Genomic DNA, 15,226 nt, shown 5'->3' with positions numbered 1-15,226 from the left:
GGCACATTTCATGAAAATCAGCGGCGTGGACATTCGTCCCGGCAATATCCTCGAATACGAAGGCGGCATCTGGAAAGTCGCCAAGATTCAACACACGCAGCCGGGCAAGGGCGGCGCCTACATGCAGGTCGAGATGAAGAACCTGATCGACGGGCGCAAGACAAACGTGCGTTTCCGCAGCGCCGACAATGTCGAGCGCGTGCGTCTCGACACCAAGGAATACCAGTTCCTCTACGAAGACGGCGACATGCTGGTGTTCATGGACCAGGAAACCTACGAGCAGATCAACCTGCCTTCGGACCTGCTTGGCGATGCGCGCCCGTTCCTGCAGGACGGCATGACCGTCACGCTCGAAATGTACGACGAGAAGCCGATCAGCGTCGCGCTGCCGGACCAGGTGGAAGCCGAAATCGTCGAGGCCGACGCCGTCGTGAAGGGGCAGACCGCCTCGTCCAGCTACAAGCCCGCAGTGCTCGACAACGGCGTGCGCGTCATGGTCCCGCCGCATATCGAAAGCGGCACGCGGATCATCGTCGACGTGTACGAACGCAGCTATGTCGGGAAGGCCGGATAGGCCTCTTCCGCCGCCGGCGCGGAGACAATTGAACTGACCCCGCGCGAACGATCCGGTTCGTGCCGGGCTGAACGGAAAGACCTCTATGGCAACGATTACCGGCCTGATCCGCGTGATGGAACGCGCCGCGCGCAAGGCGGGCGGACGCCTGCGCCGCGATTTCGGCGAGATCGAGCACTTGCAGGTGAGCCGCAAGGGCCCTGCCGATTTCGTGTCCAAGGCGGACCAGAACTCCGAACGCACGCTCTATGACGAACTGCTCAAGGCGCGGCCCGACTGGGGCTTCGTGCTGGAAGAAGCGGGCATCATCGAAGGCGATCCGGACAAGCCGCGCTGGATCATCGACCCGCTCGACGGGACCAGCAACTTCCTCCACGGCATCCCGCATTTCGCGATCAGCATCGCGGTGCAGGAACCCAAGCCCGGCGGCGGTGGCTGGGGCGAAGTGACGGCAGGCGTCATCTACCAGCCGATCACGGACGAGACCTTCTGGGCGGAGAAATCGCGCGGGGCGTGGCTCCATGACGGTCGCCTGCGCGTTTCGGCGCGCTCGCGCCTGCAGGAAGCGCTCATCAGCACCGGCGTCCCGTTCGCCGGCCATGGCGATTTCCAGGAATGGACGCGCATCTTCGCCGCCATCGGGCCGCAGGTCGCCGGCATCCGCCGCTTCGGCGCCGCCTCGCTCGATCTGGCCTGGCTGGCCGCGGGCCGATACGACGGCTTCTGGGAAAGCGGCCTCAACGACTGGGACACCGCCGCAGGCTGCCTGATCGTGCGCGAGGCCGGCGGTTTCGTCAGCGATTTCCGCGGCCGTTCGCAGCCGATCCATTCCACACAGATCCTGGCCGCCAACGATGCGCTGCATTCCCGCTTGCACAAGCTGCTGGCCGGCGCGCTTCGATAAGGCCTTCTGCAGAACAGCGGCTTGCGGCCGCGCCCCGGCGCGGCTATCCGCCCGCTTCCTGCACGGGGCGCCCCTGTGGTGGAATTGGTAGACGCGAGCGACTCAAAATCGCTTTCCTTCGGGAGTGCCCGTTCGAGTCGGGCCAGGGGCACCAGAATCAGGCCGGCTTCGCCTGGTCGGGCATCGCGACGATCAGGCGCAGCGGCCCGTCGAAGAACGGCTGCGTGCGCAAGTGCCCGTATTTCGCATCCCAGGTCCCGTCCGCCAGATCGGCCGACAGCGCCGCCTCGAACCGTTCGATTGCCGACTTGGGTACGAGGCTCCAGCTCGAGCAGGCCAGCCGCGCATCCTCGTTTAGGAACGCTTCCGGCCGTCCATAATACGCCTCGTTGAAGCCATCCCGGCAATCCAGCGGTACCGGCACGGGTTCGATCGTGACGCGCCCGCCCAGCGCCGCCTCGATCCGCGCGATTGGCGGGAACCGGCGCGCCTCGTTCTCGCGGACCTCGGGAATGTAGTCGCTGAGCCAGTAATCCATCATCAGGGCAGGGTCGCACACCAGCAGGACGACGGGCCCGCGCGTCACCCGGCGCATTTCCGCCAGTCCCGCTTCCAGGTCCGGCCACTGGTGTACGGTCACCGAGGCCATGGAGGCATCGAAGCTATTGTCGGGAAACGGCAGGTCCTCGGCGACCGCGTCGATCGCCCTTGCCAGGTGAGACGGGCGCTGGGCCCGCATGCTCGCGGACGGTTCGACTGCCGTCACGTCCCGGTCGGTCGGTTCGTAGGACCCGGCTCCCGCGCCCACGTTGAGCACGGTCGTCGCATCGCCCAGCGCGCGGTGGATGTGCTCCGCGATCACCGGATCGGGCTGGCGATAGCGGCTGTAGGTACCGCCGATCTCCGCGTAATCGACATCGCCCGCACTGCCGTCCGCTTTCCGGCCTTCGACCATCGTTCTCTCCCCGCGGGAAATCCCGCCGATCCCCGAGTGTCCGTCTCATCCCGGGAACGCGAAATGTCGAGCGAAAGCTTGGTGCGTCATCGCACAAGTCCGGCGAAAGTGCTTGAATTGCACGGGGTGCGATGGGAACGGTCCGGCAGACCATGATAGAACCGCCTTCCCCACACGCGCTCGCCGCCATGCTGGTCACGGTGGCGATGTTCGTGGGGTTCGTGCGCGGCACGCTCTCGATCGAGATCGTTTCGCTGCTCACGATCGCGGTAATCGCGGTCGGGCTGTATTTCTTCCCGCTCGAAGGGACGAGCCCCACGACGGGCCTTGAAATCGCGTTCGGCGGGTTCGGCCATTACGCGCTCATCACGATCTGCGCGCTGATGGTGATGGGCCGGGGGCTGGTGGTCACCGGTGCGCTGGAGCCGGCGGCACGCTTTCTGGAACAGATGTTCCGGATCAATATCCAGCTCGGCCTGCTGATCTCGCTCCTGATCGCGTTCGTCCTGTCGATGTTCGTTAACAACACGCCGGTTCTCGTGCTGCTGATCCCGATCTTCGCCGCGCTCGCGCAACGCGGCGCCCTGCCGTCCTCGCAGACGCTCATACCGCTCAATGCGGCCTCGCTGCTGGGCGGACTGGCGACCACGGTCGGCACATCGACCAATATCCTCGTGGTCGCGATCGCCATGGATCTGGGTATGCCCGAAATGGGCGTGTTCCACTTCACGCCGATCGTGCTGGTCGCCTCGCTCGTGGCGCTGCCCTATCTGTGGCTGGTCATGCCGCGAATGCTGCATGACAACCGGGTAGAGGACGATACCGTCCGTCGCCGGTTCGAAGCGCGGCTCAGGATCGGGGACACCAGCGACCTGCGCGGACAGGACATAGCCGCGATCATGGCGCGCATGCCGAACGATTTCGAATTCGTGGACAGTCCGGGTGGGGTCCTCCAGCCGCAACAGCGCCTGCGTGTGTCCGGCACCCACGAAAGCCTGGAAGAGGCGATGCGCGTCCTCGGCAGCGAAATGGCGCCGACCTGGGTCCTCGACCGCATACGACGCGCATCGGCCGCGCAACGGGAGGATATTAATATCGTCGAAATGACGGTCACCGCTGACAGCCGCCTGCTCGGCCGGACCCTGCCGACATCCGGCATCGCCGACCTGCACGGGGTCGCGGTGCTCGGCATCCACCGGCCGGAGAGGCTTATGGGGCAGCGGACCGCACTCAGTGAGGCGGGCGACATGCGCATGGCCGAAGGGGACGTGCTGCTCGTCATGGGCCTGCCGTCCGACCTGCGCCATTTCGCGGCCGCGGACAGCCTGCTCGCGCTGGAAGGTGCCCGGGAATTGCCGCGCCGCTCCAAGGCGGTTCTGGCCGGCGGGATCATGTTCGGCACGCTGGCGCTGGCATCGGTCGGCCTGCTGCCCATTGCGATCGCCGCGCTTGCGGGAGCCATCCTGATGTTCGTGACCGGCTGCGTCCGGTTCGACAAGGTGGGCCGGGCGCTGTCCGCGCAGGTCATCGTGCTGATCGCGGCGAGTATCGCCATCGGCCGGATCATCGACGAAAGCGGCGCTGCGCAGTGGCTGGGCGAATCCCTGTCGCTCGGCCTCCAATATCTCGATCCGCCACTGGTGCTGGCAGCGATCATGCTGTTCGTGACCGTGCTCACGAACTTTGCATCCAATGCGACGGCGGCCACGGTCGGCACGCCCATCGCCTTCAGCATCGCCCAGCAGCTCGGCCTGCCGCCGGAACCGCTGATCCTCGCCGTCCTGTTCGGTTGCAACCTGTGCTACGCGACGCCGATCGCCTACCAGACGAACATGCTCATCATGTCGGAGGGCAGCTACGACTTCGGGGACTATGTCCGCACGGGCGTACCGCTGGTCCTGCTGATGGTGGTGACCCTCTCCGTCCTCCTCGTGATGACCTACGGGCTGTAATCCTTTCCTACATCGCGATGCTGTGTCATCTTCGCTTGCGGAGAGGCAGGACAGGCCGTTTCGGGAGGCGATTTTTCTCTCCCAGGACAGTGGTCCATGTGGTCCATGTCTCGAATCGGGCAACGGGGAGAACGGCGATGAACGGACGGTATCTCGGCATGGCGGCAATGGCGCTGGCCATGACGGCAGGCGGGCAGGCGCAGGCGAACGAGCTGCGCGATGCGGTGAGCGCTGACATGCCCGAATTGATGGAACTCTACCGCGACCTCCACGCAAATCCGGAACTCAGCTTCGAGGAAACGCAGACTGCCGCGAAGCTGGCCGAACGTGCCCGCGCCCTGGGCTTCGAGGTGACCGAAGGGGTCGGCCGGACGGGCGTGGTCGCGGTGATGGAGAACGGGGAGGGGCCGACGGTCCTGATCCGGGCCGACATGGATGCGCTCCCGGTGGTCGAACAGACCGGACTGCCCTTTGCCAGCACCAGGACCGCGACTCCCGCCAGCGGCGTGACGACGGGCGTGATGCACGCCTGCGGGCACGACACGCACATGACAGCATGGGTCGGCGCGGCGCAGCAGCTTGCTGAGCGCAAGGACGAATGGTCCGGAACACTGGTCATGATCCTGCAGCCGGCGGAAGAGCTGGGCCTGGGCGCGCTCGCAATGCTGGAAGACGGGCTCTACACTCGCTTCGCCAAGCCCGACTACGCCATCGCCTTCCACAACGGACCGGCCGCTGCGCCGGCCGGCACCATCGAATACGTGCCCGGTTTCGCGATGGCGAATGTCGACAGCGTGGACATCACGGTGAAGGGCGTGGGCGGGCACGGTGCCTATCCGCACACGACGCGCGATCCGGTCGTCCTGGCGAGCGCGATCGTGATGAAGCTGCAGACTCTCATCAGCCGTGAGATCGATCCGCTGGATTCCGCCGTGGTGACCGTGGGCAGCTTCCATTCGGGCGCGAAGCACAACATCATCTCGGACGAGGCGCGCCTGCAACTGACCGTGCGCAGCTATTCGGACGAAACACGCGACCGCCTGCTGAAGGGCATCGAGCGGATCGCCCGCGGCGAGGCGATCGCGGCCGGCCTGCCGGAAGACATGATGCCAGTGGTCGAGGTGGAGGATCCCTACACGCCCGCGACCTACAACGATCCCGACTTCACCCAGCGCATGGCGAGCGCGATGCGGACCCGTTTCGGCGAGGACCGGGTGATCGAACGCAAGCCGGTCATGGGCGGTGAGGACTTCAGCCAGTTCCGCCGTGCCGCCCCCGGCGATGTCGAAACCATGCTGTTCTGGATCAGCGGCACCCCGCAGCCCATGCTCGAGGCGTTGGAGAAGGATGGCAAGCCGCTGCCATCGCTTCACTCGCCATACTGGGCGCCCGATGCGGAGAAAGTGATCGCGACGGGTGCGGAGGCGCTGGCCGGTGCCGCCCTGGACCTGATGCCGCGCAAGGGCGGCTGATCGACGTCTACTCGACGCTGCGCGCGTTGGACGCTTCCAGGATCCGCTCGGCCGCCGCGCGGCGCTCGTCGCTGGAAACGGTCGGAGCGCGGGTGTCGAGTTCGCCCAGCAGGCGCAACTGTTCCTCACGTGGCAAGGCATCCCACTGGGCCTGCGTAAGACCCAGCCGCCGCAGGATGTCGCCGTCCGGAACGTCGCCTTCGTGGGACGTGGCCATCGATCCGCTCGCATCGGGATCGGTGATAGTGGCGCTGCCGAATGCGCCGGTTTCGGCGGACCAGCGACCCGCCTGCCGGCTCTCGTCGCGCTTGTCGATCAGGGGCTTCGCTTCGACAGGAGAGCTCCGGTCATCTGCGGCTTCCGATGCGATCGCGGTCAGGCTCTCTGAATCCGCCAGCATCGCGAGGGCGCCCGTCAGCGCCAGCGTGATCGCGGCGAAGTGGACGTACATCGTCTTGCTGATGGTAGGCTTGGTCTGACGGCGGGCCATGGTGCACGCCTATGGCAAACAAGCCTTAAGCATCCGGTGCGCGGGATGGTTCATGAAAGGTTGACGGCCACCGGGGCGCGAACCCCGATGGCCGTACTCCTCCCCAGGAGTTTGTGTTCAGTCGGCGTCGGGGACGTAGGTCCCGAGCCGGTGGTGAAGGGCGTTGATCTTCGCCAGTTCCTCGCGGTCCTCGACGGCTTTGGCATGGCTTTCGAGGGCACGCCGCAGGAGCTTGAAGTCGGCAGTCGAAAGCAGCGCGCGGGCGCGTCCGGGCTCTTTCGGCAATTCGGTAGTCTGTGTCATGTGCGATCCTTTCCCGGCGGCCTCACGCCGCCTCGAACTGGTTCATGGTGTTGTCCTTGCCGCCCGCTTTCAGCGCAGCTTCCCCGGCAAAGGCTTCCTTGTGATCATCCCCTATGTCGGAGCCGGCCATGTTCTGGTGCTTCACGCAGGCGATACCCTGCCGGATTTCCTCACGCTGCACCTGCTTGACGTAGCCCAGCATCGCTTCTTCCCCGAAGTACCTCTTCGAGAGATTGTCGGTGCTGAGGGCTGCCGTGTGATAGGTCGGCAGCGTGATCAGGTGATGGAAGATACCGGCGCGCCGGGACGCGTCCGCCTGGAAGGTACGGATCTTCTCTTCCGCTTCCTGCGCCAGTTCGGTCTCGTCGTAATCGACGCTCATCAACCGGTCGCGGTCATACTGGCCGACATCGCGCCCTTCCGCTTCCCAGGCGTCGAACACCTGCTGCCGGAAATTGAGCGTCCAGTTGAAGCTGGGCGAGTTATTGTAGACCAGCTTGGCGTTCGGCACCGTTTCGCGGATCCGGTCGACCATCTCCGCGATCTGCTCGACATGCGGCTTCTCGGTTTCGATCCACAGGAGATCGGCGCCGTTCTGGAGCGAAGTGATGCAGTCCAGGACCACGCGGTCGACGCCGGTTCCCGGCCGGAACTGGTACAGGTTCGACGGCAGCCGGCGCGGACGCAGCAGCTTGCCTTCGCGGCTTAGAAAGACATCGCCGTTCCGGATATTGGCCGGGTCGACCTCCTCGCAATCGAGGAAGCTGTTGTACTGGTCGCCAAGGTCGCCCTCTTCCGTGGTGTAGGCGATCTGCTTGGTCAGTCCCGCGCCGAGGGAGTCCGTCCTGGCAACGATGATGCCATCATCGACGCCCAGTTCGAGGAAGGCATACCGGATGGCCCGGATCTTCTGCAGGAAGTCCTCGTGCGGGACCGTGACCTTGCCGTCCTGATGGCCGCACTGCTTTTCGTCCGAAACCTGATTCTCGATCTGGAGCGCGCATGCCCCGGCTTCGATCATCTTCTTGGCGAGCAGATAGGTCGCCTCCGCATTCCCGAAGCCGGCATCGATGTCCGCGATGATCGGCACGACATGGGTTTCGTAACCGTCGATCGCGCTTTCCAGACGCTTCGCTTCCAGCTCGTCTCCCGCCTCGCGGGCAGCATCAAGCGTTCGGAACAGGCCACCCAGTTCGCGTGCATCGGCCTGCTTGAGGAAGGTGTAGAGCTCCCCGATGAGCGCCGGAACGCTGGTTTTCTCGTGCATGGACTGATCGGGCAGGGGGCCGAACTCGCTGCGGAGCGCTGCGACCATCCAGCCAGACAGGTACATGTATCGGCCCTTGGTGCTGCCGAAATGCTTCTTGATGCTGATGAGCTGCTGCTGGCCGATGAAGCCGTGCCAAGCGCCGAGCGACTGGGTGTAGGCCGAAGGATCGGCGTCATAGGCCGCCATATCCCGGCGCATGATGCCGGCGGTGTACCGTGCGATATCGAGGCCGGTCTTGAAGCGGTTCTGCAGCCGCATCCGCGCGACCTGTTCCGCGTCGATCGCTTCCCAGCTGCTCCCGGCCGACTCTATGGTTCGTCCGGCCCCGTCGATGGTCTGGTGATAGGTCATTCGTAACTCCTGGCTCGATTCCGAAACTGTCTCGTGGTTCGAAATGAAGGAAGCCGGCGCAGGATGCGAAGAAATTTTACAGACACATTTGTCTCAGTGAGCAGAAGCGAGGTGGCATAGTTGCAAACATGTAAAAAATGTGACAGCTGTATTTAATGAGTGATTCATCCATTCTGGCAGGACCGGCCATGCGCAGATTGCGCAAGCGGGAGCGTCTGACGCAAACCGCAATGGCGCAAAAGCTCGATATATCGCCGAGCTATCTCAACCTGATTGAACGCAACCAGAGGCCGCTGTCGGCCCGCGTGATGATGAAGGTCGTGGACACGTTCGATTTCGATCCACGTAATTTGCGGGAAGACAAGTCGATCGGTGGTATCGAAGGCCTCGTCAGGCGGTTGGCGCATGATCGCTTCGAGCGGTTCGATATCGATCGCGAGGAAATGGTCGAGTTTCTGTCATCGGCGCCGAACATCGCCGCTGCTTTCGCCGATCTGTTCGATCATTCGGCAACGCCGGACGCGGCAGTAGACGGTCCGCTGCAACAATCGCGGCGTGAGATCGAGCGCTGGCAGAACCACTTTGCCGATCTGGACCAGGCGGCGGAAGAGACTGCGGATGAAATGCGTCTTTCGCGGGCCGAAATCGGTGCGGCCCTGACGGAGCGGTTGCGCGAGAAGCACCAGCTCACCGTTCGTATCCTTCCGCGCGAAGTCATGCCGGAAGCTCTCCGTCGACTAGATCTCCATGCCCGCCAGCTCCAGCTTTCGGAGATGCTCGACGTGCCGTCGCGTAACTTCCAGGTGGCGCTGCAACTCGCACGTCTCGAGCAGGAACGGCGCATCGACGAATTTGCGAGTGCGACCGATTTCGCCGACGATGCCGCGCGCCAATTGTTCGAGCGTCATCTGGCAGCGTATTTCGCCGCCGCGCTCGTCATGCCGTATGGACGCTTCCTGAGAGCGTGCGAAGCGACCGGCTATGACCTCCCGGTCCTGATGCGGCGCTTCACGGTCAGCTTCGAACAGCTGGCGCACCGCCTCACGACGCTACAGCGGATTGGTCAGCGAGGCCTTCCCTTCTTCATGGCGAGAATCGACCGCGCGGGACAGATCTCCAAACGTTTCGTCGGAGCCAGCGGGGCGACCATTCTCGAAACCGAAGACACGTGTCCTCTTTGGAATGTGCACGAGACATTCTCCCGACCTTCAGAACTCATGTTGCAAATGCTGGACCTGGAGGGTGCTGGCGCCGCGCCCGATCACTGGTTCACGATTTCACGCACGGTGGACGGAAGCGGAACCTCGGGCGAAGCACGCTTTGCGATCGTCCTTGGCCTCGAAGTCCGGCTCGCGCGCGACCTTGCACAGGCTCGGCATTTCTCCTTCGAGAAGAAGCACGCACAGCCGGTCGGCCACGGCTGTTCACGCTGTCACCGGTCCGCCTGTTTGCAGCGATCGCTGGCACCTGAAGGCGCTAGGTTGCATTTCGACCGGATGTCGCGAGGCAATACGCCCTTCTCCTTCGGAACAGGTCGTGCCGATTAACCATCGGTCGCGGAACCGCATCGGAAAAACCCCGTTTTGCAGCATCCACAGGGAGATACGCACATGACAGAAGAACGCGTCACCGAAACCACCGATGCCAGCGGAAACACTCATACCCGAACCACGATCATCCGCGACGGGGAAGGTCGCCGCAGCGGCGGCGGGGCGCGGTGGGTGTTCCTGCTGATTATCGTGCTGGTGGCCGCGGCTGTCGTTTACTTCGTTTCGCAAGGGACCGGGGCCGAAATCGCGAAGGACAATGCCATTGCCGGCGCGGCGGAAAAGGTCGGCGACGGTGCCGAGCAGGTCGGCGATGCGGCGCAGGAGGCGGTCGACAAGATCGACGGAGAATAAGGATCTCTCCGATACCGGCTTTCCCAGTCACTCGGGTTTACGCCTCGGTGTAAAGTTTACCGACATTTCACCTCTCGGTCCTAGTGCGGTCCTTCCGAAACGGAATGTCCGCACTGGGATACGATGATCCGCCTTTTCAAACACTACGTTCCCCATTCGGTGATGCTGCTCGGCATCTTCGATCTGCTGCTGCTGCTGGCGGCGGGGGAAGCGGCGTGGCAGTTGCGCGCATCACAGATCGGAATGGACCCGGGATCGTTTTCGGAGCGCGCCGTACCCTTGTGCGGTTTCGCGCTCGTCGTGTGGGTCGCGATGATATCCGTGGGCGTTTACGGATCGGAAGCCCTTCGATCGATGCGCTATGCCTGCGCACGGTTGCTGGTCGCCATCAGTCTCGGGATTATCGCCCTCTCGGTTCTCGACTTCATCGTTCCGGGCGCAACCTTCTGGCGGTCCACCTTGCTGTTCGCCATGTTGCTGGCAGTCCTGCTACTGGTGGCGAACCGGCTCCTCATTGGCAGCTTCCTCGGGACATCGGCGTTCAGGCGCCGGGTCATGGTCCTTGGCGCCGGTGCGCGTGCCGCCAGGTTGAAGGCGCTGTCCAAGGAGAAAGGGTCCGGCTTTGCCGTCGTGTCGTTCATCGCCATGAACGAACCCGATCGCGCCATCCCGGAAGCGATATCGCGCGAAGCGATCCACGATCTCGGAGATTTCGTCGACAATCTCGGTGTGACCGAAGTGGTGCTGGCCTTGCAGGAGCGCCGCAATTCCCTTCCGCTGAAGGACTTGCTCAGGATCAAGACCAAGGGCGTGCACGTCAACGATTTCAGCAGCTTCATCGAACGCGAGACGGGCCGCATCGATCTCGATACGGTCAATCCAAGCTGGCTCATCTTCAGCGACGGTTTTTCGAGCGGCCGCGTCATTTCCAGCGCATCGAAGAGAATTTTCGACATCGTGGCGAGCGCACTGCTCCTTGCCCTGACCTGGCCGATCATCGCGCTGTTCGCGCTTCTGGTAAAGCTCGACAGCAAGGGCCCGGCCTTTTTCCGGCAACGACGCGTGGGCCTTTACGGGCAGGATTTCGACCTCATCAAGCTTCGTTCCATGCGCACCGATGCCGAGAAGGATGGCGCGAAATGGGCCGACAAGGACGACCCGCGCATTACCCGGATCGGGAAGTTCATCCGCAAGGTCAGGATCGACGAACTGCCGCAGAGCTGGAGCGTCCTTCGCGGCGACATGAGCTTCGTCGGCCCGCGTCCGGAGGTTCCCAAGTTCGTGGCGGATCTGGAAGAGCAACTGCCCTATTATGCCGAACGACACATGGTGAAACCGGGCATCACCGGGTGGGCGCAGATCAATTATCCTTACGGAGCCAGCATCGAGGATTCCCGGCACAAGCTGGAATATGACCTCTATTACGCCAAGAATTACACACCGTTTCTCGACATCCTGATCCTCCTGCAGACCTTGCGGGTGATCCTGTGGCCGGACGGAGTGCGATGATGTCCGCGTATGCTTCCATCTTGGCCACGATCGAATTCGCCGTAATGGTCGGTGCCGGTATCGGATGCACCTTGGCCGCCGCATGGATCGTCCGCCATGGCGAGCGCAGGCGGACCGACCGGTGGCTGGCCGTGGTCGCATTGGGCCTGACTGCTGTCTGGAGCCTTCTGCATGCGGCGCTGGGGCCGGACACACGCGCCTCGGGGCTCACCGAGATTGCGCGCAATCTCGCGTGGTTCGCGCTGCTGTACGCGATGTTCGCAAATGATGGACGGCATGCGAGCCTCAGACCCGTCCGCCCGGTCATACTCGCGCTGGTTTTCGTCGAGCTTCTTCAACTGGCGCTCATGGCGATCGAGACGAGAATGGCAGTCGGTCCCGACCAGATTGCGATGGCTCTCCAGGTTTCGGCACTGTTCCGCATTCTGGTCGCGGTGGGGGTCCTGGTTTGCCTGCACAACCTGCTGGTCGGTGCATCGTTGACGCTGCAACAAGCGATGCGTTGGACGGTTGCAGGAACCGGCATCTTCTGGACGGTCGAACTCAACGCACATCTTCTGGCTTATGTCGGCGGGCCGAGCGTGGCGGACCTCGCTCTCGTGCGGGGCGTTGTCGCCGGTCTCGTCGCCATACTTCTGGCATTCGGCGCGACCCAGGCTTCACGCTCCATGACATTGCAACCGTCCCGGCGGGTGACGTTCCAGTCTCTGTCGGTCTTCGTGCTGGGTGCCTATCTGTTCGCCATGGTCGCGGGCGCGCGGGCGCTCAGTTGGGTTGGCGGCGAATGGAGCGTGGTTTTGCAGACCGGGTTCGTCTTCCTGGCTTGCTCGGCGGCCCTCCTGGTCCTTCCATCGCGAAGCCTGCGCAACCGGCTCCGAGTGACGGTCACCAAGCACCTTTTCCGGCACCGCTACGACTACCGGACGGAATGGCTGCGATTCAACGAGACGATCGCGATCGGAGACGAACCTGGAAGGCCTCTGGAGGTGCGTGCCGTTAAGGCACTCGCGGACATCACGGAAAGCCCGGGGGGAATTCTGCTCCTGCCGGACGAGGAAGGCCGCTTCCGGTACGCTGCCGAATGGGGATGGCCCCAGGCTGAAGTGCCGAGCGACCCGATCCCTGAGGGCACGGCACTCAGCATGGCACAACAATCTTTCGTCTTCGACCTCGATGCGCTGCGCGGTCTCCCGGGTGGGGAGGAGTTCGAGCTTCCGGAGTGGCTGATCGACCTCCCGAAGGCGTGGGCGCTGGTGCCGCTCCTCAATTCCGAAAAGCTCGCCGGCATCGTTATCCTTGCCCGGCCCCCTGTCGCCCGTCGCCTGGACTGGGAAGATTTCGATCTGCTGCGTGTCGCCGGGCGCCAGATCGCAATCCATCTCGCGGAGCAATCGAGTCAGGAAGCGCTCATGGAAGCAGGACGGTTCGACGATTTCTCGCGCCGCATCGCCTTCGTCATGCACGACATCAAGAACCTCGCGAGCCAGTTGTCCCTCCTCTCGCGCAACGCCGAGAAGCATGCGGACAATCCCGAGTTTCGCGCCGACATGCTGGTGACTTTGCGATCCTCCTCAGAAAAGCTCAACGGACTGCTCTCACGGCTCGGCCGATACGGGAGCGGGAAGGGCGAACCGTGCCAGTCCATCGATCTGGCGCGCCTGGCGCAGGACGTCGCCGAGAGGATGCGCGGTCTTCATCCGCTGTCGGTCGTGCCGTCCGGACCCGTTCTCATCGAGGGCCAGAAGGCCGCGCTAGATCAGGCGATCACGCACCTGGTCCAGAACGCGATCGAGGCCAGCCAGCCGAATGTGCCGGTCCAGTTGTGCGTGTCCGACGACGGCATCAGGGGCGTGCTGGAAATCATCGATGCCGGCACCGGCATGAGCGCGCAATTCGTCCGGACCAACCTGTTCAGGCCGTTCACCACCTCGAAGGAAAACGGGTTCGGCATCGGCGCCTACGAGGCGCGCGAACTCGTTCGCGCAATGGGCGGCAGGGTCGATGTCGAGTCCAAGGAAGGGCTCGGCAGCAGGTTCTCCATCTCCTTCCCCCTCTCTTCGGTTGCCGATGTCTTCGGTTCCGGAACCGCACAGATGTCAAAGGTCGCTTGATGCCCGAAGAAAAACCCAAGCTCCTGATCGTCGAGGACGATGAAGGTCTCCAGGCTCAGTTGAAATGGGCGTACGAAGACTTCGAGGTCTCGATCGTCGGATCGCGCGATGCCGCGCTCGCCGCACTGCGGTCGGAAGAGCCTGCGGTCGTCACGCTCGACCTGGGGCTGCCCCCGGATCCCGACGGCGTCACCGAAGGATTTGCCGTCCTCGAAGCGATCATGGCGATGAAGCCCGACACAAAGGTCATTGTCGCGTCGGGACACGGCTCGCACGATAGCGCGTTGAGGGCAATCGAACTGGGGGCATACGATTTCTACCGTAAGCCGGTCGATATCGATGTGCTCGGCTTGATCGTCCGCAGGGCCTTGAACCTGCACCGACTGGAGAATGAAAACCGGCGACTGGCGGATCGTGCCGGGGAGGACAGAACCGTTCTCGGCACGATGATCACCAACGCGCCCGAGATGATGAAGGTCGCTCGGACCATCGAACGTGTGGCTCCGACCGGCGCGTCGGTCATGCTGCTGGGAGCAAGCGGGACCGGCAAGGAACTGCTCGCTCGGGGCCTGCACGAGTCCAGCGACCGGAAGACGGGAGCATTCGTCGCGATCAATTGCGCGGCGATCCCCGAAAACCTCCTCGAAAGCGAACTGTTCGGCCACGAAAAGGGCGCCTTCACCGGCGCGGTCAAGACGACCGAAGGGAAGATCGAACTGGCGGACGGAGGCACGTTGTTTCTGGACGAGGTCGGCGACATCCCGTTAGCCTTGCAAGTGAAGCTCCTGCGGTTCCTGCAGGAACGCACGATCGAACGCATCGGCGGGCGCAAGGCCATTCCGGTGGACACCCGCATTGTCTGCGCCACGCATCAGGACCTGGAAGCGATGATTGGATCGGGCGACTTCCGCGAGGATCTTTTCTATCGGTTGGCCGAAATCGTGATCAAGATTCCCGCGCTGGCCGAACGGACCGGCGACCCGGCGCTTCTGGCCAAGGCATTCCTCACGCGCTTCGCAGCGGAGATGAACCCGCAGGTTCGCGGCTTCGCGCCCGACGCACTCGCTGCGATCGATGCCTGGCCATGGCCGGGGAACGTCCGCGAACTGGAAAACCGCGTGAAGCGAGCCGTCATCATGGCAGATCGCAAACTGGTCGCGGCAGAGGATCTGGATCTCGGGGAGGGGCCGGAGGGTGACGAGGACGTTCTCAATCTGAAGTCTGCCCGCGAGCAGGCCGATCGAAAGGTCATCCGCCGCGCTCTGTCGCGAAGCGAGGGCAACATCTCGCAGACCGCCAAGCTACTGGGCATCAGCCGACCGACGCTCTACGATCTTCTTAAACAGTATGATCTCCAGCCGGGCTGACATGTTCGCGCGCGCGGCTGCACTGTCTTTGCTGGCTTTGTCCGCAGGATGCGCGGACGAACCTGCG

Annotated in this window: 13 protein-coding genes and 1 tRNA gene; 10 read left to right on the top strand and 4 right to left on the bottom strand. The window is 63.5% G+C overall.

Going from position 1 to position 15,226, the window contains the following annotated elements:
* Positions 1–10 precede the first annotated feature (10 nt).
* The 3 genes from efp to AB1K63_RS04175 all read left to right on the top strand — a co-directional run bounded on the left by efp (position 11) and on the right by AB1K63_RS04175 (position 1,632).
* Complete coding sequence (efp, locus tag AB1K63_RS04185; protein WP_366958694.1) at positions 11–574, top strand: elongation factor P; 564 nt, start codon at positions 11–13, stop codon at positions 572–574.
* Between the two features lie 85 nt (positions 575–659).
* On the top strand, positions 660–1,478 hold the full coding sequence (locus AB1K63_RS04180) for an inositol monophosphatase family protein (RefSeq protein ID WP_366958693.1): 819 nt from the start codon (positions 660–662) through the stop codon (positions 1,476–1,478).
* 69 nt (positions 1,479–1,547) lie between these two features.
* A tRNA-Leu gene (locus tag AB1K63_RS04175) sits at positions 1,548–1,632 on the top strand.
* Between the two features lie 3 nt (positions 1,633–1,635).
* Here AB1K63_RS04175 and AB1K63_RS04170 read toward each other — a convergent pair.
* Positions 1,636–2,433, bottom strand: coding sequence for a class I SAM-dependent methyltransferase (locus tag AB1K63_RS04170; RefSeq protein WP_366958692.1), 798 nt, complete (start codon positions 2,431–2,433; stop codon positions 1,636–1,638).
* Between the two features lie 152 nt (positions 2,434–2,585).
* Between AB1K63_RS04170 and AB1K63_RS04165 the strand changes: the two genes are divergently transcribed.
* On the top strand, positions 2,586–4,385 hold the full coding sequence (locus AB1K63_RS04165) for an SLC13 family permease (protein ID WP_366958691.1): 1,800 nt from the start codon (positions 2,586–2,588) through the stop codon (positions 4,383–4,385).
* A 137-nt stretch (positions 4,386–4,522) separates the two neighbouring features.
* On the top strand, positions 4,523–5,857 hold the full coding sequence (locus AB1K63_RS04160) for an amidohydrolase (RefSeq protein WP_366958690.1): 1,335 nt from the start codon (positions 4,523–4,525) through the stop codon (positions 5,855–5,857).
* A 7-nt stretch (positions 5,858–5,864) separates the two neighbouring features.
* Here AB1K63_RS04160 and AB1K63_RS04155 read toward each other — a convergent pair whose 3' ends face one another.
* From AB1K63_RS04155 to AB1K63_RS04145, 3 genes are all read right to left on the bottom strand, one after another.
* A complete protein-coding gene (locus AB1K63_RS04155) occupies positions 5,865–6,347 on the bottom strand; it encodes a hypothetical protein (protein WP_366958689.1) in 483 nt (160 codons plus the stop codon).
* A 117-nt stretch (positions 6,348–6,464) separates the two neighbouring features.
* A complete protein-coding gene (locus AB1K63_RS04150) occupies positions 6,465–6,650 on the bottom strand; it encodes a hypothetical protein (protein WP_366958688.1) in 186 nt (61 codons plus the stop codon).
* Between the two features lie 22 nt (positions 6,651–6,672).
* The gene (locus AB1K63_RS04145) at positions 6,673–8,271 is read right to left on the bottom strand and encodes an isocitrate lyase (protein ID WP_366958687.1); all 1,599 of its coding nucleotides are present in this window, start codon (positions 8,269–8,271) and stop codon (positions 6,673–6,675) included.
* 155 nt (positions 8,272–8,426) lie between these two features.
* Between AB1K63_RS04145 and AB1K63_RS04140 the strand changes: the two genes are divergently transcribed.
* The 5 genes from AB1K63_RS04140 (at position 8,427) to prsR (ending at position 15,159) form a co-directional block, all read left to right on the top strand.
* The gene (locus AB1K63_RS04140) at positions 8,427–9,818 is read left to right on the top strand and encodes a short-chain fatty acyl-CoA regulator family protein (RefSeq protein ID WP_366958685.1); all 1,392 of its coding nucleotides are present in this window, start codon (positions 8,427–8,429) and stop codon (positions 9,816–9,818) included.
* 63 nt (positions 9,819–9,881) lie between these two features.
* Positions 9,882–10,172: a hypothetical protein gene (locus AB1K63_RS04135; RefSeq protein WP_366958684.1), complete on the top strand. Its 291-nt coding sequence runs from the start codon at positions 9,882–9,884 to the stop codon at positions 10,170–10,172.
* Positions 10,173–10,295: 123 nt separating this feature from the next.
* On the top strand, positions 10,296–11,681 hold the full coding sequence (locus tag AB1K63_RS04130) for a TIGR03013 family XrtA/PEP-CTERM system glycosyltransferase (RefSeq protein WP_366958683.1): 1,386 nt from the start codon (positions 10,296–10,298) through the stop codon (positions 11,679–11,681).
* A gap of 20 nt (positions 11,682–11,701) precedes the next feature.
* Positions 11,702–13,792: an XrtA/PEP-CTERM system histidine kinase PrsK gene (prsK, locus tag AB1K63_RS04125; RefSeq protein WP_366958682.1), complete on the top strand. Its 2,091-nt coding sequence runs from the start codon at positions 11,702–11,704 to the stop codon at positions 13,790–13,792.
* Positions 13,792–15,159: a PEP-CTERM-box response regulator transcription factor gene (gene prsR / locus AB1K63_RS04120; protein ID WP_366958681.1), complete on the top strand. Its 1,368-nt coding sequence runs from the start codon at positions 13,792–13,794 to the stop codon at positions 15,157–15,159. Before prsK ends, prsR begins: the two co-directional genes overlap by 1 nt.
* Positions 15,160–15,226: the final 67 nt, after the last annotated feature.

It is taken from the genome of Qipengyuania sp. JC766 (genome assembly GCF_040717445.1).
Classification (GTDB): Bacteria; Pseudomonadota; Alphaproteobacteria; order Sphingomonadales; family Sphingomonadaceae; genus JC766.
Note: the sequence above shows the minus strand (reverse complement) of the source record. Positions and strands in the feature narration are given on the sequence as shown.

Coding starts and splice junctions, on each gene's coding strand:
- efp (WP_366958694.1), top strand. CDS start 11: ATGAAAATCAGCGGCGTGGACATTCGTCCCGGCAATATCCTCGAATAC.
- AB1K63_RS04180 (WP_366958693.1), top strand. CDS start 660: ATGGCAACGATTACCGGCCTGATCCGCGTGATGGAACGCGCCGCGCGC.
- AB1K63_RS04170 (WP_366958692.1), bottom strand. CDS start 2,433: ATGGTCGAAGGCCGGAAAGCGGACGGCAGTGCGGGCGATGTCGATTAC.
- AB1K63_RS04165 (WP_366958691.1), top strand. CDS start 2,586: ATGATAGAACCGCCTTCCCCACACGCGCTCGCCGCCATGCTGGTCACG.
- AB1K63_RS04160 (WP_366958690.1), top strand. CDS start 4,523: ATGAACGGACGGTATCTCGGCATGGCGGCAATGGCGCTGGCCATGACG.
- AB1K63_RS04155 (WP_366958689.1), bottom strand. CDS start 6,347: ATGGCCCGCCGTCAGACCAAGCCTACCATCAGCAAGACGATGTACGTC.
- AB1K63_RS04150 (WP_366958688.1), bottom strand. CDS start 6,650: ATGACACAGACTACCGAATTGCCGAAAGAGCCCGGACGCGCCCGCGCG.
- AB1K63_RS04145 (WP_366958687.1), bottom strand. CDS start 8,271: ATGACCTATCACCAGACCATCGACGGGGCCGGACGAACCATAGAGTCG.
- AB1K63_RS04140 (WP_366958685.1), top strand. CDS start 8,427: ATGAGTGATTCATCCATTCTGGCAGGACCGGCCATGCGCAGATTGCGC.
- AB1K63_RS04135 (WP_366958684.1), top strand. CDS start 9,882: ATGACAGAAGAACGCGTCACCGAAACCACCGATGCCAGCGGAAACACT.
- AB1K63_RS04130 (WP_366958683.1), top strand. CDS start 10,296: ATGATCCGCCTTTTCAAACACTACGTTCCCCATTCGGTGATGCTGCTC.
- prsR (WP_366958681.1), top strand. CDS start 13,792: ATGCCCGAAGAAAAACCCAAGCTCCTGATCGTCGAGGACGATGAAGGT.